At 73.2% G+C, this 19,362-nt stretch carries 16 protein-coding genes and 2 pseudogenes; 14 read left to right on the top strand and 4 right to left on the bottom strand.

Features of this window, described 5'->3' with window-relative positions; translation table 11 throughout:
* Positions 1 to 162 precede the first annotated feature (162 nt).
* The 8 genes from ACH4G3_RS05020 to ACH4G3_RS04985 all read left to right on the top strand — a co-directional run bounded on the left by ACH4G3_RS05020 (position 163) and on the right by ACH4G3_RS04985 (position 7,430).
* The gene (locus tag ACH4G3_RS05020; protein WP_397623124.1) at positions 163 to 918 is read left to right on the top strand and encodes a CoA transferase subunit A; all 756 of its coding nucleotides are present in this window, start codon (positions 163 to 165) and stop codon (positions 916 to 918) included.
* Complete coding sequence (locus ACH4G3_RS05015) at positions 918 to 1,562, top strand: CoA transferase subunit B (protein ID WP_354744833.1); 645 nt, start codon at positions 918 to 920, stop codon at positions 1,560 to 1,562. Before ACH4G3_RS05020 ends, ACH4G3_RS05015 begins: the two co-directional genes overlap by 1 nt.
* The gene (locus tag ACH4G3_RS05010; RefSeq protein WP_397623123.1) at positions 1,559 to 2,761 is read left to right on the top strand and encodes a thiolase family protein; all 1,203 of its coding nucleotides are present in this window, start codon (positions 1,559 to 1,561) and stop codon (positions 2,759 to 2,761) included. Before ACH4G3_RS05015 ends, ACH4G3_RS05010 begins: the two co-directional genes overlap by 4 nt.
* Positions 2,762 to 2,778: 17 nt before the next feature.
* Positions 2,779 to 3,552 carry a protocatechuate 3,4-dioxygenase subunit beta gene (pcaH, locus tag ACH4G3_RS05005; protein WP_397623122.1) on the top strand — a complete coding sequence of 258 codons (774 nt, stop codon included), beginning with the start codon at positions 2,779 to 2,781 and terminating at the stop codon, positions 3,550 to 3,552.
* Between the two features lie 6 nt (positions 3,553 to 3,558).
* A complete protein-coding gene (gene pcaG / locus ACH4G3_RS05000) occupies positions 3,559 to 4,164 on the top strand; it encodes a protocatechuate 3,4-dioxygenase subunit alpha (RefSeq protein WP_397623121.1) in 606 nt (201 codons plus the stop codon).
* Positions 4,161 to 5,456, top strand: a complete 1,296-nt coding sequence (pcaB, locus tag ACH4G3_RS04995) for a 3-carboxy-cis,cis-muconate cycloisomerase (RefSeq protein WP_397623120.1) — start codon at positions 4,161 to 4,163, stop codon at positions 5,454 to 5,456. The genes pcaG and pcaB overlap by 4 nt, the downstream gene beginning before the upstream one ends.
* Complete coding sequence (gene pcaDC / locus ACH4G3_RS04990) at positions 5,453 to 6,574, top strand: bifunctional 3-oxoadipate enol-lactonase/4-carboxymuconolactone decarboxylase PcaDC (protein WP_397623119.1); 1,122 nt, start codon at positions 5,453 to 5,455, stop codon at positions 6,572 to 6,574. The genes pcaB and pcaDC overlap by 4 nt, the downstream gene beginning before the upstream one ends.
* Positions 6,575 to 6,638: 64 nt before the next feature.
* Positions 6,639 to 7,430 carry an SDR family NAD(P)-dependent oxidoreductase gene (locus tag ACH4G3_RS04985; RefSeq protein WP_397623118.1) on the top strand — a complete coding sequence of 264 codons (792 nt, stop codon included), beginning with the start codon at positions 6,639 to 6,641 and terminating at the stop codon, positions 7,428 to 7,430.
* 1 nt (position 7,431) lies between these two features.
* Here ACH4G3_RS04985 and ACH4G3_RS04980 read toward each other — a convergent pair whose 3' ends face one another.
* Complete coding sequence (locus ACH4G3_RS04980; protein WP_397623117.1) at positions 7,432 to 10,116, bottom strand: ATP-binding protein; 2,685 nt, start codon at positions 10,114 to 10,116, stop codon at positions 7,432 to 7,434.
* A 180-nt stretch (positions 10,117 to 10,296) separates the two neighbouring features.
* On the opposite strand from ACH4G3_RS04980, the gene ACH4G3_RS04975 reads away from it, so the two are divergent.
* The 3 genes and pseudogenes from ACH4G3_RS04975 to ACH4G3_RS04965 form a co-directional block, all read left to right on the top strand.
* Positions 10,297 to 11,613, top strand: a complete 1,317-nt coding sequence (locus ACH4G3_RS04975; RefSeq protein WP_397623116.1) for an MFS transporter — start codon at positions 10,297 to 10,299, stop codon at positions 11,611 to 11,613.
* A 32-nt stretch (positions 11,614 to 11,645) separates the two neighbouring features.
* Positions 11,646 to 12,800: an anhydro-N-acetylmuramic acid kinase gene (locus ACH4G3_RS04970; protein ID WP_397623115.1), complete on the top strand. Its 1,155-nt coding sequence runs from the start codon at positions 11,646 to 11,648 to the stop codon at positions 12,798 to 12,800.
* Between the two features lie 57 nt (positions 12,801 to 12,857).
* Positions 12,858 to 12,971, top strand: a pseudogene (locus ACH4G3_RS04965) (DUF2510 domain-containing protein); the annotation flags it as partial.
* 75 nt (positions 12,972 to 13,046) lie between these two features.
* Here the strand turns inward: ACH4G3_RS04965 and ACH4G3_RS04960 are convergent.
* Positions 13,047 to 13,271, bottom strand: a complete 225-nt coding sequence (locus tag ACH4G3_RS04960; protein WP_397623397.1) for a hypothetical protein — start codon at positions 13,269 to 13,271, stop codon at positions 13,047 to 13,049.
* 279 nt (positions 13,272 to 13,550) lie between these two features.
* On the opposite strand from ACH4G3_RS04960, the pseudogene ACH4G3_RS04955 reads away from it, so the two are divergent.
* Positions 13,551 to 14,486, top strand: a pseudogene (locus ACH4G3_RS04955) (hypothetical protein); the annotation flags it as partial.
* Between the two features lie 184 nt (positions 14,487 to 14,670).
* On the opposite strand, the gene ACH4G3_RS04950 reads toward ACH4G3_RS04955, so the two are convergent.
* Positions 14,671 to 15,279 (bottom strand): TetR/AcrR family transcriptional regulator, encoded by a 609-nt coding sequence (locus tag ACH4G3_RS04950; protein ID WP_397623114.1) that lies wholly within the window; start codon positions 15,277 to 15,279, stop codon positions 14,671 to 14,673.
* Between the two features lie 167 nt (positions 15,280 to 15,446).
* On the opposite strand from ACH4G3_RS04950, the gene ACH4G3_RS04945 reads away from it, so the two are divergent.
* Both ACH4G3_RS04945 and ACH4G3_RS04940 read left to right on the top strand, forming a co-directional pair.
* Positions 15,447 to 16,262, top strand: coding sequence for a phosphatase PAP2 family protein (locus ACH4G3_RS04945; protein ID WP_397623113.1), 816 nt, complete (start codon positions 15,447 to 15,449; stop codon positions 16,260 to 16,262).
* Entirely contained in the window at positions 16,259 to 17,206 is a 948-nt protein-coding gene (locus tag ACH4G3_RS04940) for a DMT family protein (RefSeq protein ID WP_397623112.1), read from the top strand. The genes ACH4G3_RS04945 and ACH4G3_RS04940 overlap by 4 nt, the downstream gene beginning before the upstream one ends.
* Here ACH4G3_RS04940 and ACH4G3_RS04935 read toward each other — a convergent pair.
* Positions 17,196 to 19,247: a phosphocholine-specific phospholipase C gene (locus ACH4G3_RS04935; protein WP_397623111.1), complete on the bottom strand. Its 2,052-nt coding sequence runs from the start codon at positions 19,245 to 19,247 to the stop codon at positions 17,196 to 17,198. The genes ACH4G3_RS04940 and ACH4G3_RS04935 overlap by 11 nt on opposite strands.
* Positions 19,248 to 19,362: the final 115 nt, after the last annotated feature.

Genomic DNA, 19,362 nt, shown 5'->3' with positions numbered 1-19,362 from the left:
CTACTCCTGGACTGTCTGCCGTCCGCAGCAGGGATCAGCGGCATATACATCGAGGCCTTGACGCCCTTCCGTCCCGATGGCAGCGTGAGAGCAGCTTCGCAGAAATACTCAGTGCCCTGACTAAAACGGGTCGGGTCGCTCGGAAGAGATGGGGCTTCTCGGATGGACAAGGTGGTCGCCACAGCCCTGGAGGCGGTGGCCGACGTCCCGGACGGGGCGTCGCTCGCGGTGGGCGGTTTCGGGCTGAGCGGTGTGCCGAACGTGCTGATCGGGGCGCTGTACGAGCGCGGGGTGGCCGGGCTGTCGGTGGTCTCCAACAACTGCGGGGCGATGGAGTCGGGCCTGGCGGTGCTGCTGGCGGCCGGCCGGATCGCCCGGGTGACGGGGTCCTACATCGGCGCCAACAAGGAGTTCGCCCGGCAGTACCTGGCCGGTGAGCTGGAGGTCGAGCTGATCCCCCAGGGCACGCTGGCCGAGCGGCTGCGGGCCGGCGGCGCCGGCATCCCCGCCTTCTACACCCCGGCCGGGGTGGGCACACAGGTCGCCCAGGGCGGGCTGCCGTGGCGCTACGACGGGCAGGGCGGGGTCGCGATCGCCTCCCCGGCGAAGGAAGTGCGGGAGTTCGACGGCACGGAGTACGTGCTGGAGCACGGCATCCGCACCGACTTCGCCCTGGTCCGGGCAGCGAAGGGCGACCGGCACGGCAATCTGGTCTTCGGCAAGTCCGCCCGGAACTTCAACCCGCTGGCCGCGATGGCCGGGCGGGTCACGGTCGCCGAGGTGGAGGAGCTGGTGGAGCCCGGCGAGATCGATCCGGACGCGGTGCATCTGCCCGGCATCTTCGTGCAGCGGGTGCTCGCGCTCACCCCTGAGCAGGCGGCGGACAAGAAGATCGAGCAGCGGACGGTGAGGTCCTGATGGCCTGGAGTCGCGAGGAGATGGCCGCACGGGCGGCACGGGAGCTGAGGGACGGCCAGTACGTCAACCTCGGCATCGGCCTGCCGACCCTCATCCCCAACTACCTGCCCGAGGGCGTCGAGGTCGTCCTCGAATCCGAGAACGGCATCCTGGGCACCGGTCCGTACCCCACCGAGGACGCCGTGGACCCGGACCTGATCAACGCCGGGAAGGAGACGGTCACCGTCCTGCCGGGCGCGTCCTTCTTCGACTCGGCGCTGTCGTTCTCGATGATCCGGGGCGGGCACATCGACGTGGCCGTGCTCGGTGCCATGCAGGTGTCCGAGCGGGGCGACCTGGCCAACTGGGCGATCCCCGGCAAGCTGATCACCGGGATCGGCGGGGCGATGGACCTGGTGCACGGGGCCCGTACGGTCGTCGTCCTCATGACGCACACCGCCAAGGACGGCTCGCCGAAGATCCTCACCGAGTGCGCCCTGCCGCTGACCGGCAAGGGGTGCGTGAACCGGATCATCACCGACCTCGGCGTCCTGGACGTCACCGACGACGGACTCGTCCTGGTCGAGACCGCGCCGGGTGTGACCGCCGCCGAGATCGTCGCCAGGACCGACGCCGAACTGACCGTGCCGGAGGGCGTGAAGTGAAGGACGTCTACATCGTCGACGCGGTCCGTACGCCGATCGGCCGCTACAACGGCGCACTGGCCGGCGTGCGCCCGGACGACCTGGCCGCGCACGCCGTCCGCGAGCTCCTCGCCCGCACGCCGGAGTTGGACCCGGCGCGGATCGAGGACGTGTACTTCGGCAACGCCAACGGCGCCGGTGAGGAGAACCGCAACGTCGGCCGGATGGCCGCCCTGCTCGCGGGCCTGCCCACCTCCGTGCCGGGTGTCACGGTCAACCGACTGTGCGCGTCCGGCCTGGAAGCCGTGATCCAGGCGGCCCGGGCCATCGCGCTCGGCGACGCCTCGATCGCGCTGGCCGGCGGGGTCGAGTCGATGACCCGGGCGCCGTACGTCCTGCCGAAGAGCGACAAGCCCTTCCCCGCCGGGCACACCGAGCTGTACTCCACCACCCTCGGCTGGCGCATGGTCAACCCGCGCATGGAGCCGCAGTGGACCATCCCGCTGGGCGAGTCGGCCGAACTCATCGCCGACAAGCACAAGATCGGCCGGGAGCAGCAGGACGAGTTCGCGCTGCGCAGTCACGAGAAGGCCGCGCAGGCTCAGCGGGCCGGGTTGCTCGATGCCGAGTTGGCGCCGGTGGAGATTCCGCAGCGCAAGGGTGACCCGGTGGTCTTCGCCGCCGACGAGTGTGTCCGTCCGGACGCGTCCCTGGCGGCGATGGCGAGGCTGAAGCCGTCGTTCCGTGCGGAGGGCGGCACGGTGACGGCGGGCAACGCGTCGCCGCTCAACGACGGTGCGGCGGCGCTGCTGCTGGTGGATGAGGAGGGGTTGAGGGCGACGGGGCGTGAGCCGCTGGCCCGGGTGTCCGCCACCGGTGTCTCCGCGATCGACCCGCACTACTTCGGGCTGGCGCCCGTGGAGGCGGTCAACCGGGCTCTGGCCAAGGCCGGCAAGGGCTTCGACGACCTGTCCGTGCTGGAGCTGAACGAGGCGTTCGCCGCGCAGGTGCTGGGGTGTGTGGCGGAGTGGCCCGAGTTCGATCCCGCGATCCTCAATCCGCAGGGTGGGGCGATCGCCCTCGGGCATCCGCTGGGGGCGTCCGGGGCCCGGCTCGCCGGGACCGTTGCCCATCAGCTGGCCCGGCGTGGCAGCGGTGTCGGTGTCGCCACCCTCTGCATCGGGGTGGGCCAAGGCCTTGCCCTCGTCCTCGAACGTTAACGAAACGCGGGATCCCCATGACTCTCACTCAGCACGACATCGACCAGGAGATCGCGGCCGAGCGCGCCGCGTACGAGAAGCGGCTCGCCGACGGTGCGCCCGTCGAGCATCAGCCGCGCCGCGACTACGCGCCGTACCGGTCCTCGGTGCTCCGCCACCCGAAGCAGCCGCCGGTCACGATCGACGTCAGCAAGGACCCGGAGCTGGTGGAGCTGGCCTCCCCGGCCTTCGGGGAGCGGGACATCACCGAGATCGACAACGACCTCACCCGGCAGCACGAGGGCGAGCCGATCGGCGAGCGCATCACCGTCTCCGGGCGGCTGCTGGACCGGGACGGCCGCCCGGTGCGCGGCCAGCTCGTGGAGATCTGGCAGGCCAACTCGGCGGGCCGGTACGCCCATCAGCGCGAGCAGCACGACGCCCCGCTGGACCCGAACTTCACCGGCGTGGGCCGCACCCTGACCGACGACGAGGGCCGCTACCACTTCACCACCGTCCAGCCGGGCCCGTACCCGTGGCGCCAGCACCTCAACGCATGGCGGCCTGCGCACATCCACTTCTCGCTCTTCGGCACCGCGTTCACCCAGCGGCTCGTGACCCAGATGTACTTCCCGAGCGACCCGCTGTTCCCCTATGACCCGATCATCCAGTCCGTGACGGACGACGCGGCCCGGCAGCGGCTGGTCGCGACATACGACCACGGCCTGTCGGTGCCGGAGTTCTCGATGGGCTACCACTGGGACATCGTGCTGGACGGCCCGAACGCCACCTGGATCGAAGAAGGGCGCTGACCTGCCATGACGAAGATCGACACCAGCAGGCCGGAGAGCGTGCTGCCCACCCCGTCACACACGGTCGGCCCGTTCTACGGCCACGCCCTGCCGTTCCGGGGCGGCGAGGACATCGCGCCCCTCGGACATCCGGACACCGTCACCCTGCACGGGTACGTCACCGACGGCGCGGGCGATCCGCTGCCGGACGCCCTGATCGAGCTGTGGGGAGCGGACCCGGACGGCAACGTTCCGACGGCGGACGGTTCGATGCGCCGCGACCCGGCGTCGGGCGGCTTCCTGGGGCGCAACGGCGTGGAGTTCACGGGCTGGGGACGTATCCAGACCGATGCGAACGGCCACTGGTACGCGCGCACGCTGCGGCCCGGAGCGCGCGGGCGAAGCGCCCCGTACATCAGCGTGTGCGTCTTCGCGCGCGGGCTTCTCGTGCACCTGTACACCCGCATCTACCTGCCGGGCGACGATGCGGTGCTCGCCGCCGATCCGCTGCTGTCCGGGCTGGAGGAGGGGCGCCGCGACACGCTGATCGCCGTGGCGGAGGCGGCCGGGACGTACCGTTTCGACATCCGTCTTCAGGGCGAAGGCGAGACGGTCTTCCTGGAGTTCCGGTGACAACTGCCCAAGGTGACACCGGTCTGCTCGCCCCGGGCTGGGCGGACTCGGCGGCCGCGGCCGCCACGAGCGACCACGCGTATCTGCGGGCGCTGCTCGACGCGGAGGCCGCGCTGACCCGGGCCCAGGCAGCCCTGGGGCTGGCCCCCGCCGAGGCGGCGACGGCGGTGGCCGGGGCGGCCGGCGCCGGTGCCCTCGACGTACGGGCCCTCGCCGAGCGGGCCCGCGCGGGCGGCAACCCGGTCATTCCCCTGGTCACGGAGCTGACGAAGGCCGTCGGTGAGGAGTACGGCCCCTATGTCCACCGGGGGGCGACCAGCCAGGACATCATGGACACCGCGACGATGCTGGTCGCCGTGCGCACCCTGGACCTGGTTCTCGCCGACCTCGGCCGCATCGAGCAGGCACTCGCCCGGCTGGCCGCCGAGCACCGTGACACCGCGATGCCGGGGCGGACGCTCACCCAGCACGCCGTACCGACGACGTTCGGGCTGAAGGCCGCCGGCTGGCGGGCGCTGGTCCTCGACGCGCGCGACCGGGTGAGGGCCGTGAGGGAGTCGCTGCCCGCCCAACTCGGTGGCGCGGCGGGCACGTTGGCGGCCTTCGGGGCGTACGGCGCGAGCGATCCGACGGCGCTGCCGGCGGCCTACGCCCGTGAACTCGGCCTCCGCGCACCCGATCTGCCCTGGCACACCCTGCGGACGCCCGTCGCCGACCTCGCCGGCTGTCTCGCCTTCACGGCGGGCGCGCTCGGCAAGCTCGCCGTGGACGTGCTGACCCTGTCGCGCACCGAGATCGCCGAGGTCGCGGAGGGCAGCGGCGGGGGTTCCTCGGCCATGCCGCACAAGTCCAATCCCGTGCGGTCCACCCTCATCGCCTCCGCCGCGCGGCGGGCACCGCAGCTCGCGGCCACGCTCTACGGGTCGATGGCGGCGGAGGACGAGCGGCCGGCCGGGGCCTGGCACGCGGAGTGGGAGCCGCTGCGGGACCTGCTGCGGCTGGCCGGCGGGGCCGCCCGGGACGCCGTCGAACTGGCGGAGGGACTGCGGGTCCGGCCTGAGGCCATGCGCCAACACCTGGATCTCACCGGCGGGTTGATCGTCTCCGAGCGGCTGTCCGCCGAGCTGGCCCCGGTGCTGGGCCGCGCCCGCGCCAAGGAGCTCCTGACCCGGCTGGCCGCCGAGGGGCGTCCGCCGGCCGAGGCGCCGGAGCTCGCGGACGTCGACCTCGACCCCACCCACTACACCGGCTCCGCCGGAGCCCTCACCGACCGTGCTCTGGAGCGACGTTGACTCTTCTCGCCCACCGTGCCGAAGGGCCCCCTTCCGCACCCCCGCTGCTGCTCGGCCCCTCCCTCGGCACGTCGAACGCCCTGTGGGACAAGGTGGCGCCCGAGCTGTCGATCTCGCATCGGGTCGTCCGCTGGGACCTGCCGGGACACGGCGGCTCGGCGGCCGGTCTCATCAGGGCGGGCGCGACGGTCGGTGACCTCGCCGATCTGGTGCTGGCGCTCGCCGACTCGCTCGGCATCCAGCAGTTCGCGTACGCGGGTGTGTCGCTGGGCGGGGCCGTGGGGCTGCACCTGGCCGTCCACCGTCCGCAGCGGCTGTCGTCCCTCGCCGTGATCTGTTCCTCCGCGCACTTCAACGGGGCGAAGCCCTGGCAGGAGCGGGCCGCGCTGGTGCGGCGCGAAGGGCTGGCCGGGCTGGCGGAGAGTGCGGACGCGCGCTGGTTCACCTCCGGTTTCACCGTGCCGGAGCTGGTGGACGACCACCGGCGCGCCGACCCGGACGCGTACGCCGCCTGCTGTGACGCGCTCGCCGCGTTCGATCTGCGGGACCGGCTGCCCGAGATCGCCGTGCCGACGCTGCTCGTGGCCGGACGGGACGATCCGGCGACGCCGCCCGCGCATCTGCGGGAGATCGCGGACGCCGTGCCGGGCGCGGCGCTCGTGGAGCTCCCGGGTGCCTCGCACCTGGCGCCCGCGCAGTGCCCGGAGGCGGTGCTGACCGCGCTGCGGGCGCACCTCGGCGGGCCCGCCGGACGCGGTATGGAGGTGCGGCGCGCGGTGCTCGGCGACGCGCACGTCGACCGGGCGCAGGCCCGGCAGACCCCCTTCACGGCGCGCTTCCAGGACTTCATCTCGCGCTACGCCTGGGGCGAGATCTGGACCGACCCGACGCTGTCGCGCCGCGAGCGCAGCATGATCACCCTCACCGCGCTGGTCGCGCACGGCCACTACGACGAACTGGCCATGCACGTCCGGGCGGCCCGCCGCAACGGGCTCACGCCGGAGGAGATCGGCGCGGTGCTGCTCCAGAGCGCGGTGTACTGCGGGGTGCCGGCGGCGAACTCGGCGTTCGCGACGGCCCAGCGGGTGCTGGCGGAGGAGGACGGCACGGCAGGGTGATCCTGCTGGTCGTAGGCTCGACGGCAGCTCGCTCGGGCCCGCCCGGCGTGCCTACGGTGGGGGCATGTCCACCATCCTGATCACCGGCGCCACCTCGGGGCTCGGCCGGTACGTCGCCTTCGAACTCGTCCGCTCCGGACATGTCGTCCTCGTCCACGGCCGGGACGCGGGCCGCACCGAGCGGCTGGCCGGGGAACTGCGCGACGAGGGGGACGCCGAGGCGTTCGTCGCCGACCTGGCCTCGCTGGCGCAGGTGCGCGAGCTGGCCGGGCACGTCGCTGACGCGCATCCCGAGCTCGACGTGCTGGTCAACAACGCGGGCGTGGGGTTCGGGACGCCCGGCGGGGGCCGTGAGCTGAGCGCCGACGGGCACGAGTTGCGGCTGGCGGTGAACTATCTGGCGCCGGTCGTGCTGACCCGGGCCCTGCTGCCGGTGCTGCGGGCGAACGCGCCGGCGCGGATCGTCAACGTCGGTTCGGCCGGTCAGGAACCCCTCGTCGCCGAGGACCCCGAGTTCACCCGCGGCTACGACGGCGTGTCGGCGTACTGCCGCAGCAAGTTCGCGCTCGCCACGCACACCTTCGCGCTCGCCGGGGAACTGGACGGCACCGGCGTCTCGGTGAACGTGCTGCACCCGGCGACGTACATGGACACGGCGATGGTCCGCGAGGCGGACGTCACGCCCTGGAACACGGTCGCCGACGGGGCGGCCGGTGTGCTGGCCCTGGCCACGCGCGACCTGGGCAGCGGCCGGTACTACGACGGGACGAGCCCGGCACGGGCCCATGAGGCGGCGTACGATCCCCGGGTGCGCAGGCGGCTCGCAGCGGTGACCGAGCAGCTGCTCGGCGCCTGAGCTACCCGGCTCCGGCACCCGCCTTCAGCGCCGCCCGGGCCCGTGCCGCCAGTCCGTCCGCGCCGCAGGAGACCGCCAGGCCGAGGCCGCGCTCGAGGTCGGTGGCCGAGCGGGCGGCGATGCCGTACTCGATGCGGGCCGCCGCGTGCTCGTACTGGCAGGGCGAGGACTCCAGGTAGGTGACGGCCTGGGCGGCGAGGCGGACCGCACGCTGGCCGGTCTCCAGGGCGGCGGCGCAGCGCAGGGCCTCCCCTATGGCGGTGTCCGTGCCGAAACGCTCGGCCCGGCGGCGGACGTCGACGGCGAGCCGGGCGGCACGGGCCGGGTCCTCGGTGGCCAGGGCCCGGGCGAGGTCGCCCGCCCAGGGGACGAGCACGGGGTTGTGGTGGCCACGCGCTGCCGCCGCCTTCTCGGCGGCCTCCAGTTCGTTGACGCCGTCCTTGGTGCGGCCGACGGCCAGCAGCAGCCGGCCGCGCACCGAGCGCGGGTCCGGCAGCACGATGGTGGACGGGTAGGGCGGGGCGAAGCCGTACCGTTCGGCGACCTCCCAGGCCTCCTCGACATGGCCGCGGGCGAGCAGCGTGTCGACGAGGTTGCAGGTCGCGGACCAGTAAAGGGGCAGGCGACGGCCGACGCGCTCGGCGAGGCGCAGCGACTCGCGCAGGGACGCCTCCGCCTCCTTCAGCCGGCCCCGCCTGCGGTGGCCGAGCCCGACGTAGGCGTGGGCCAGGGCGAGGTGGCCGCCGCTCCAGCCGGCGGTCTCGTAGGCGCGCAGGGCCTCGTTGTAGAGGGTCTCGGCGCGGTCGAGGCGGTCGGTGAAGGCGTACGCGTTGGCCAGCATCAGGAGCAGTTCGATGCCCCACTCGGTGTCGGTCCAGCCGAGCCCGGGGGCCAGGCGGCCGTTGACGAGGGCGCGGTCGCACAGTTCGACGACCTCCTCGGCGTTCTCGCCGTGCATCAGGGCGTCGAAGCCGCGCAGGATGAGCAGGGCGCGTTCGGAGTTGTCCCGGCCGGTGCAGGTGCTCGCGAGGTCGGCGAGCCGCCGGGAGCGGTCGGGTGACGTGGCCTCGCCGGCGTGGATGCCCTCCCACATGAAGTGCACGGCCTGGAGCCGCATCCGGGCGGGGCCGGGCCGGAGCCGGGCGGCCTCCGCCTCGACCGTGCGGACCGCCTCCTCCAGCTGGTCGTTGTGGAGCAGCGCCTGGGAGAGCCGGAAAACGGCGTCCACCCGTTTGTCGCCGTCGAGGCCGGGCATGCCGAGCGCGGCCCGCAACTGGCTGATGGTGCGGGCGGGCGCGGTGAGGAAGGTGGCCTCGGCCAGTTCGTACAGCACGTGCGGGTGCGTCTCGGGCCGGGGCGGCTCCTTCAGGGCGCGCTCCAGGCAGCGGCGGGCCGCGTCGGGTGCGCCGACGGCGAGGTGCTCGCGGGCGGCCTCGCGCAGTTGCCCGACGAGTTCCTCGTCGTCGTCCGGGTGGACTTCGAGGAGATGGCGGGCGGCGGCAGCGGCGCCGTGTCCCTCGTCGGCGACGATGCGGGCGGCGATGCCGTGCATGGCGGTGCGCAGGGCGTCGGGGATCGAGTTGTAGACGGCGGTGGCGATCAGCGGGTGGACGAACTCCAGATCGCCTTCGGCGGTGCGGCCGGTCGCGGGGTCGGGGGCGGTGAGGATGCGGGCGGTACGCAGCAGTTCGGCGCAGCGGCGGGCTTCGCCGGGCTTGAGGGTGGCGAGCTTGGCGACCAGGTCGATGGAGATGCCGGTGCCGAGGATGGCGGCGGCCCAGGCGAACCTGGTGGCGTCGATGCCGAGTTCCTCCAGGCGGGCGACGAGGCCGCCGCCGCGGGCCGAGCGGTTCAGTTCGCGCAGTTCGCCGGCGCGGGCCTCGACCGGTTCGAGTTCGCTGTCCTGCACCTTGGCGAGGAGTTCGACGGTGTCGTAGGGGTTGCCGGCGGTGACGGCCCAGACCTCGCGGCAGAACGCGGCGTCGGCGTGCTCGCCCAGGGTGGCGCGGGTGAGTCCGGCCGTGGCGTCCGGGGTGAGGGCGCTCAGGGTCGTGGCGGGGCCGTCCGCGGCGGCGGCGACGGTGTCGAGGAGCCGGGCGCTCGTTCCGGAGACCTCGCCCGGGCGGCGGGTGACCACGACCAGGACGGACATCTCGTCGCGGCGTTCGGCCAGCGCGGCGAGCCAGTGCAGGGTCTCCTGGTCGGCCCAGTGGGCGTCGTCGATGAGCAGCACCAGTGGCCAGTCCCGGCGGGAGAGCCGGCGCACGGCGGCGACCAGGCCGTCGCACACGCCCTGCGGGTCGGCCTGCCGGCCGCCGGGGTCCGCGATGCCGAGGGCGGGCCCGGCGATGTCGTACCAGTCGCCGAGGTACTCGCGGGCCTCCTCCGGCAGCATCGACAGCAGCGCCGGTTGCAGTAACTGCCGTACGACGTTGAAGGGGACCGACCTGAGGATCTCGCCGCCGCGTGCCGACCAGACCTGGCAGCCGCGTGCCTCGGCGATGCGGCGGGTTTCGGCCAGCAGCGCGGTCTTGCCGAGTCCGGCCTCGCCGCGGAAGACCAGCAGCCCGCCGGACGAGGAGCGGTCCGCGCACAGGCTGTCGACCGCCCGCGCGACGGCGGCGACTTCCTCGTCGCGCTCCCACAGGGAAGCCGAGGCGGCGGCCGTGGGCCGTACCTCCGTCATCCCGCTACCTCCCCAAGTCGCCCGAACGACGTACAGACGTCGAGCGTAGCCGTCCGATTGCCTGAGTGGAGGATGGTCGGGGCACCTGTTGCCGTGACGGGTGACACCGGGTGCGATCGGACGACGCACCCGGGCCGTCACCAGCCGTCTTCGCGTCAACGGCGTGCAATTGCAAGGGAGGTGACGTTCATTCACCACACCGGGGAGACACGTCGGAGCCGGCGGGCGCTGGTCGCCGGATCGGTGGGCAATCTGATCGAGTGGTACGAGTTCGGCGTCTACGGCTACTTCGCGACGATCATCGCGGCACGGTTCTTCACACCGGAGGGCGGCAGCGAGGCCGAGGCGTTGGTGAAGACGTACGCGTCGTTCGCGCTCGCGTTCTTCTTCCGGCCCGTCGGGGCGGCGCTTTTCGGCCGCCTGGGCGACCGGGTAGGCCGTCGTCCCGTGCTGGTCCTGGTGATCACGCTGATGACGGTCGCGACGACGCTGATCGGCGCGTTGCCGACGTACTCGCAGGCGGGAGCCCTGGCGCCCTGGCTGCTCACCTTTCTACGGGTGCTCCAAGGCTTGTCCGCCGGTGGGGAGTTCGGCGGCGCGGTGTCGGTGATGACGGAGTTCGCGCCGCCGGGCAGGCGAGGACTGTACGGGTCGTTGCAGTCGTTCACGGTGGCGCTGGGGCTGCTGGCCGGTGCGGGCGCGGCGGCGCTGCTCGCCACGGTGCTGACCGAGGAGCAGTTGGGATCGTGGGGCTGGCGGCTGCCGTTCCTGCTGACGCTGCCGCTCGGGCTGGGGGCGTTGTGGCTGAGGCTGCGGCTGGACGAGACGCCGGCGTTCGTGGCGGAGGCCGCCAGTCAGACGCCTCCCCCGCGCGAGGTCGCCAGGGCCGTCGTGCTGGGCGCGGGGCGGATCATGGGCTGGGCCGCCGCCGGTTACACGTTCCTCGTCGTGCTGCCGTCGTATCTGCAGAGTTCGCTGGGCGCGAGCTTCCAGCAGGCGCTGGTCGCCACCGTGCTGGCCAACCTGGGCTTCGCGGTGACGATCGTGCCGGCGGGGCTGCTCAGCGACCGGCTCGGGCGGCGGGCCGTGATGCTGGCGGGCGCGGTGCTGGTCGTGGTCCTCGCGGTGCCGCTGCTCAACCTTCTTCAGGAGCCCGGCGTTTCGAACACCGTGAAGGGTGTGGCGGTGTTCGGCGCGGGTGCGGTGGTGGGGCTGCTGGCCGGGCCGGGTCCGGCGATGCTGTCGGAGATGTTCCCGACCCGGGTGCGCTGCACGGCCCTGGGACTCGCCTACGCGCTGTCCAATGCGGTGTTCTCCGGGTGCGCCGGGCTCATCATCACGGAGACGATCGAGCGGACGGGGAGCGTGGACATCCCCGCGTACTACGCAGCGGTGACGTGCGCGGTGAGCGTGCCGGCGCTGCTCACGCTGTCCGGGCGGCGGGTGGGCGTGGCCGAGGGGGCGGAAGAGAAGGCTGGTCGAACGGAATGCGGGTGAACGGATGATGGTGATCGGATGCGGGTGAACGGATGCGGGTGATCGGACTCATGTCCGGGACGTCGTACGACGCCATCGACGCGGCGGCGGCCGACCTGGACCTCGTCGGCGACAGTCTGGTGCTGAAGCCGCTCGGCATGGTCAGCGAGCCGTACGACGGTGAACTGCGCGAGGCCCTGGCCGCCGCCCTGCCCCCGGGCACCACCACGCTGGGCGAGGTGTGCCGGCTGGACACCCTCATCGGGCAGGCCTTCGCGGCGGCCGCGGTCCGGGCCGACCGGGAACTGTGCGAGGGGCGGGCCGGGTTGGTGGCCTCGCACGGACAGACCGTCTACCACTGGGTCGCCGAGAAGGAGGTGCACGGCACGCTCCAGCTCGGGCAGCCGGCCTGGATCGCCGAGGCGACCGGGCTGCCCGTGGTCGCCGACTTCCGGCCGCGGGACATCGCCGCCGGCGGGCAGGGCGCCCCGCTGGTCAGCATGTTCGACCTGCTGTGGTTGCGGGGCCGGCCGGGCAGGCCCGTCGCGCTGAACATCGGCGGTATCGCCAACCTCACCGCGCCCGACGGGACCGCCTTCGACACCGGGCCGGGCTGCGCACTGATCGACGCGGCGGCCCAGGGGTTCAGCGGCGGCGCCTTGGCCTACGACACGGACGGGACCCTGGCCGGACGCGGGCGCGTGCACGGGCCGCTGCTGGACCGGCTGCTGGAGGAGCCGTACTACGCGCTGCCCGCGCCCAAGACGACGGGCAAGGAGCTGTTCCACCTCGGTCGTCTGCGGGACGCGCTGGCCGGCTGCGGGACGTTGCCCGCCGAGGACGTCGTCGCCACCCTGACCATGCTCACGGCCCGGACGGTGGCGGACGCCGTGCGGTCGGTGGGCGCGACGGAGGTCGTCGCCTCGGGCGGCGGGACCCGCAACCCGGTGCTGATGGGGATGCTCGGGGAGCTGCTGCCGGGGGTGGCGGTGCGCACCTCGGACGAACTGGGGCTGCCGTCCGGCGCGAAGGAGGCGTACGCCTTCGCGGTCCTGGGGTTCCTGACCCTGCACGGCCTGCCCGGCACCGAGCCCGCGAGCACGGGGGCGCGGCATCCGAGCGTGCTCGGTTCGGTGACTCCGGGCCGGGACGGGCTGCGGCTTCCTCCGCGGGCCGGCCGTGGGCCGACGCGCCTGCTGCTGGACTGACGCGATCTGTTCGGCTCCTCTCATCCCACTTTCACCGACGCCTCATACGGTGGGGGCATGACGCAGGAGACTCCTCCCGGGTGGTACCCCGACCCCGGACAGAAAAGTGACGGGCCCGCCACCGAGCGCTGGTGGGACGGCAAGGCCTGGACGGACCGCATCCGCCCGGCACAGCCGACCGCGACCTGGGGTCCCCCTACGCCCGAACCGGCCCCTGGCGAGGCTCCGTCGGGAGATCCGGCACCCTCAGGTGACACGCCGGCCGCGGGGCAGCAGGGTGGTGCAGCCGGCCAGCAGAACGACGCCGGACAGCGGGGAGCGGGGCAGGCCGCCGATGCCGGGGCACCGGGAGCCGCGGGGAGTCCAGGCGGTGCCGGGGATCCAGACGGTGCCGGGGATCCAGGCGATGCCGGACAACCGGCCGGCGTCGGACAACCGGCCGGCGTCGGACAACCGGCCGGCGTCGGACAACCGGCCGGCGTCGGACAGCCGGAAGCGGGGCAGGCCGCCGATGCCGGGGCGCCGGGAGCAGCCGGGAGTCCGGCCGGTGCCGGCGGGACGACCGGCCCGGGAACCCCGGGAGCCCCGGAGTATCCGGCGAGTGCCGCACAGCCGGGAACCCCCGGGAATCCGCCCGGTGCCGGCGCCTCAGGCGCCTGGGCGTATCCGGGAAGTGCCGGACAGCCGGGAGCCGCCGGGCACCCGGTCGGCGCCGGAGCCCCGGGAGCCTCCGCGTACCCGGGTGGCACCGGACAACCAGGAGCCCCCGCGTATCCAGGCGGCACTGGGTATCCGCCCGGCGCCGGGTATCCCGCGGCCCCCGGGTATCCCGCCTACCCCGCCCCGCCTCCGGCCGCCGGCCGAGGGCGAGGGCTGCGGATCGGGATAGCCGTGGCGGCGGCTGTCGTCGTCCTCGCCAGCATCGGTGTCGGCGTGTACGCGCTGACCGACAACGGCGGCTCGGGCGGCGGTTCCGCCACCTCGCAGGGACCGGGCGGCCCGGGCGGCGTCGGGGGCCAGGGCGGGCCGTTCGGCGGACCGGGCGGATCCGGAGGTTCCGGCGGCGACGGCGGATCCGGTGGCTCCGGAGGATCCGGCGGGGACGGCGGATCCGGTGGGCAGGGTCCCTCGCCCGAGCAGTCCGAGCCGCCGAAGATCAGGAGCGGGTCGGTGACCGACTCGGTCAGCGGGATCAGCCTGCCCATCCCCAAGGGCTGGTACGGCCAGCAAGCCAGGGCCGGCGCGCAGGTGACGTCCGACGACTCCTACAAGTGCCCCGGCGACACCACCTCGACCTGCACGAAGGGCGGAGCCTACTCGGCCCCGGCCCTGGCCCTCGGCACCAAGGGCAGCACCGCCGAGGAGATCGCCAAGGCGGACATCGCGGCGAACGCCGAGGAGTCCTACGGCGGCAAGTCCTACGGCGGGATCACCTCCCACGACGTGCTGGCCGCCGAGTCCGTGACCGTGGCCGGGCAGAAGGGCTATCTGGTCCGCTGGAAGGCCGTCACGAGCAAGGGCGCCGACGGCATCGTGGAGTCGCTCGCGTTCCCCTCCCCCGCGAACCAGAAGCTGATGGTCGTCGTCCGCTTCGGCGTCGACGCCGACCAGAAGGAGTCCGTCCTGGACGAGATCACCAAGGGCATCAAGGTGTCGACGGGCGGTGGCAACGGCCAGACCGTCTGACCGGCCCCGGCCCGGCCGGACGGCAACCGGACGACAAGGGGACCCGGACACCGACGGCCGGGTGGGGCGCCCCCGCCGCTCACAGGGGCACCCCGCCCGGCCGGGGGGTGCGCGCCGCCCCCGTCCCCACGGGTCGGCGCGGTCGGGTCGCCGTCGGGTCATCCCGTGGACGGCGGCCCGGGTCTCAGGTGAGGCCGAGTGCCGGCAGCACGGCCGCCTCCACGAACCGGACCAGGTAGTCCGGGTCCGCGTCCTCGCCCTCCAGGACGGGCCGGATGCGCAGGACGCCGAACATCTGCGCCGGGATGTACTCCAGCGCCGGATGATCGGCGGGCACCTCGCCCCGTTCCACCCCGCGCCGGATGATCTCCTTCAGCGCGGCGATCTCCGGTTCGACCAGTGCCTCGCGCAACGCGCACTTCAGTTCGGGGTCCTGGGGCGCGGCATGGGCGAGCGCCTGGAGGAGCTTGGTGTCCCGGCCCGACAGCTCACCCGCCGCCCGGGCGGCCTCGCGCAGATCGTCCGCGAGCGAACCGGTGTCGATGCAGCGCGTCCGCCGGTGGGAGCGCAGCGCCGCCGCCACGAACTGGGGCTTGGTCTTCCACTGCCGGTAGAGCGTGGACTTGCTGCACCGGGTGCTGGCCGCGATCCCCTCCATGGTGACGGAGTCGTATCCGCACTCGCGGAGCTGCTCCAGCACGGCGTCGTAGAACTCCTGCTCACGCTCGGGCGTGATCTTGGAGCGGCGCGTGACACCGACCGGCTCGGGCCGGTCCGCAGCCTGCGACGTCATGGGCGGTGCTCCTGGCTTTCCTCGGGCGGCCGGAAAATTCCCGGCCGGCGATGTGTCGTTCGTCTATCGATACGCCAGTGTACCGGTACGCGGCCGTATCGGTACACTGGCGTATCGGTACGCACTCGTACCGATAACAGCAGCACCGTCACCGAAGGGGCCGGGGGATGAATGCCCGCACCGAGCCTGCGCCGGCGGGGTCCGACGCGATAGCGCGACCGCCGCTCGTCCGGGAGCTCCTGCTCGTCGCAGGGCTCTTCCTCGTCTACAAGCTCGGCCGGCAGTTGGCCACGGGCCACACAGGTGAGGCCTTCCGCAACGCGCACCGCGTGTGGGACCTCGAACGAGCGGTCCACCTGCCCGGCGAGGGGGCGGTGCAGTCCCTGCTGCTGCACGGCGACGGCCTGGTGCACCTCGCGAACACCTACTACGCGGCCGTCCACTTCCCGGCCACCGCCGCCTTCCTGATCTGGCTCTACCTGCGCCGCCCGGCCCACTACGTGTGGGCCCGCCGGGTACTGGCCGCCGTCACCGCGGCCGCCCTGGTGCTGCACCTGCTGTTCCCGCTCGCCCCGCCGCGCATGCTGGCCGCGACCGGCCTGCTGGACACGGCGCGGGCGTACGGCCCGTCGGTGTACGGCAGTCCCGCGACCGATTCCCTGTCGAACCAGTTCGCGGCTATGCCGTCGCTGCACTTCGGCTGGGCGCTGATGGTGGCGGTCGGCCTGATCGTGGCGACCCGCTCGCGGTGGCGCTGGTTGTGGCTGCTGCATCCCCTGCTGACACTGCTGGTGATCGTCGGCACCGCCAACCACTACTGGCTCGACGCCGTCGTGGCGACGGCGCTGCTGGGTCTCGCACTCGCGGCAATCCACCTGCCGCACCGCACCGAGACGACGGCGGGCCGCCCGCAGGGCAGGCTCGTCCCGGTCCAGACCCAGGCCCGGGCCGACGAGCAGGTGCTGGCGGGGGCGGGCCGATGAGCGCCGTCCTCGTCGCCGTGGTCCTGTCCCTCGTCTCCGCCGTCGCCTACGCGGCCGCCGCGGTCGCCCAGGAGCGGCTCGCCTCCCGCTCGCCCGGCTCGGGCACGCTGCGGCTGCTCGCCCGTGGTGCCTGGTGGTGTTCGGTCGGGCTGAACGCGGGTGCCGCGCTGCTGCACGTGGTGGCGCTGAAGTACGGTCCGCTGACCGTGGTCCAGCCGCTCGGCGCGCTCACCCTGGTCGCGGCGGTGCCGATGGGGGCGCGGCTCGCGGGGCGGCGGGTGAGCGCCGTCGAGTGGCGGGGCACCGCGCTGACGCTGCTCGGCCTGGCCGCGATCCTGGTCACGGCGTCCGGGCCGGCGCCCGACGACGTGCTGAGCGTGCCCGAGGCGCTGACGGTCGCGGGCGCGACCGCGGTCCTCATCGGGGTGCTGTCCCGGCCGGGCGCCCGCCCCGGGCTGCGGCACGCGAGCGCGTCCGGCGTGGCCTCCGGGGTGGCCTCGGCGCTCACGCAGACGGTGACGGTGGCCGCGACGGACCGGTCCGGTCCGCTGCTGAGCGTCCAGGTGGTCGGGGTGGCGCTGCTCGTGGCGGCGTTCGCGGCCGGCGGGCTGCTGCTGTCGCAGACGGCCTACCGGGGCGGTCTCGGCGGCCCGCTCGCGATGGTGACCCTGGCCAACCCGCTGGCCGCCGCGGTGATCGGCCTGGCGCTGCTGGGCGAACGCCTCCAGGGCGGCCCGGCGGGCGTGCTGCTCGCGCTCGCCGGGGCCGGCCTGGCGTCCTGGGGCGTGGTGCTGCTCAGCCGGGCGGCGCCCGCGGCCGTCCCGGCGGACGACGACCATCCCGTGGCCGCCGTGCTGGCGCTGGAACCCGGTTCGGCCACGGCCGAACCGGCGTTGGTGCCCCGGGCGCACGATCCGGGGCACCTCACCACGGCTACGCGGTGATGATCGCCGGGTCGCTCACGCCCGGCTGCCCGTTCTCGACGTGTCCCGCGAACCGCCGCAGGAACGCCTTGTCGCCCTCGGCGGTGACGGTCAGGTCGTACCAGCGGCGGCCGGCGGCGAGTTCCACGGTCCGGCACACCTTCGCGCCCGGGCGGACGGTGACGGTCGAGGGCCGGCCGCCGTACCCGTCGGAGACCTTCAGCCGTGCCGTGCCGGAGCCCTTGTTGGTGAAGGTCAGCTCGATGTCGTCACCGGTGTGGCGCGCGGTGACCTCGCAGCCGGTTGTGGTGTTCGAGCCCTTGAAGACCCGCACGAAGCCGTTCGGGCCGTGCACGGTCAGGTCGTACGAGCCCGCGGAGTAAGCGGAGTTCCAGGTGTCGGAGAGCGTCTTGCCGGCCTCGGTGGTGTACATCCAGGGCCCGTCGGCGCGGTTGCCGGAGGTGACGTGGAAGGCGGCGCCGGCCTTCGGCCCGGAGGCGAAGGCGAGGGTGAGCTTCCCGGCCGCCGCGTCGACCGAGGCGTCCACCCACGGGGCGTACTTCAGCGGCCGGGTCCGGCGCAGACCGCGTTCCTGCCGGGGCATTCGCGGGTCCGCGGGCGGGGCGGGCTTGTAGTCGGGGTGGCGTTCGCGGTCCTGCGGCTCGTACGCGTCGGTGCCGGGCAGCGGGACGGGGCGAGCGTCCTTGCGGGAGAAGTCGAACGCGGAGGTCAGGTCACCGCAGATGGCCCGGCGCCAGGGCGAGATGTTGGTCTCGCGCACGCCGAAGCGGCGTTCCATGAACCGCAGGATGGAGGTGTGGTCGAGGGTCTCGGAGCAGACGTAGCCGCCCTTGCTCCAGGGCGAGACGACCAGCATCGGCACCCGGGGGCCGAGACCGTAGGGCCCGGCCGTCTTCTTGCTGTCGCCCGGGAAGAGGTCGAGGGAGACGTCGACGGTGGACTTGCCGCGGGAGGCGTCCTTCGGCGGCAGCGGCGGCACAACGTGGTCGAAGAAGCCGTCGTTCTCGTCGTAGGTGATGAACAGGGCCGTCTTCGACCAGACCTCGGGGTTGGCGGTGAGGGCGTCCAGGACCTGGGCGATGTACCAGGCGCCGTAGTTCGACGGCCAGTTGGAGTGCTCGGAGAAGGCCTCGGGGGCGGCGATCCAGGAGATCTGCGGCAGCTTGCCGGCCTTGACGTCGGCCTTCAGCAGGTCGAAGTAGCCGTCGCCGGCCTTGGCGTTCGTGCCGGTACGGGCCTTGTCGTACCAGGGGTCGCCGGGCTTGGCATCCCGGTACTTGTTGAAGTACAGCAGCGAGTTGTCGCCGTAGTTGCCGCGGTAGGCGTCCTCGATCCAGCCCCAGGAACCCTTCGCGTCGAGGCCGTCGCCGATGTCCTGGTAGATCTTCCAGGAGATGCCGGCCTGCTCCAGGCGCTCGGGGTAGGTCGTCCAGCCGTAGCCGAGCTCGGCGTTGTCCAGGACCGGGCCGCCGCCGGTGCCGTCGTTGCCGGTGTACCCGGACCACATGTAGTAGCGGTTCGGGTCGGTGGAGCCGATGAACGAGCAGTGGTAGGCGTCGCAGACGGTGAAGGCGTCGGCGAGGGCGTAGTGGAAGGGGATGTCCTCGCGGGTCAGGTACGCCATGGTCGTGGTGCCCTTGGCGGGCACCCACCGGTCGTACTTCCCGCCGTTGTAGGCCTGCTGGCCGTCGGGCCAGGAGTGCGGCAGGCCCTCCAGGAACTGCATGCCGAGGTCGTCGGCGTCCGGGTGGAACGGCAGGAGCTCCTTGCCGTCCTTCTCCTGGTGCCAGACCGGTTTGCCGTTGTCGAGGGTGACCGGACGCGGGTCGCCGAAGCCGCGCACGCCTCTCAGGGTGCCGAAGTAGTGGTCGAAGGAACGGTTCTCCTGCATCAGGACGACGATGTGCTCGACGTCCTCGATCGACCCGGTGCGGTGGTTGGCCGGGAGTGCGGCGGCGCGCTGGATGCTGGCGGACAGCGCGCTGAAGGCCGTGGTGGCGCCCGCGAGTTGAAGAAAGCGGCGCCGGTTGACTTCGGACATGAAGGACAGACCTCTCATCCTGAGGTACGGGATGGCCGGAACATGACGGAATCTGCGCGGAAGGAGTGTTTCAGGGACACCAAACGCCAAGGAAGGGGCTGGTGACACTGGTGTG

The organism is Streptomyces afghaniensis, from assembly GCF_044327915.1.
Taxonomy (GTDB): domain Bacteria; phylum Actinomycetota; class Actinomycetes; order Streptomycetales; family Streptomycetaceae; genus Streptomyces; species Streptomyces afghaniensis.
The sequence above is the reverse complement of the archived record's forward strand: the minus strand, read 5'-3'. Positions and strand labels throughout refer to the sequence as shown.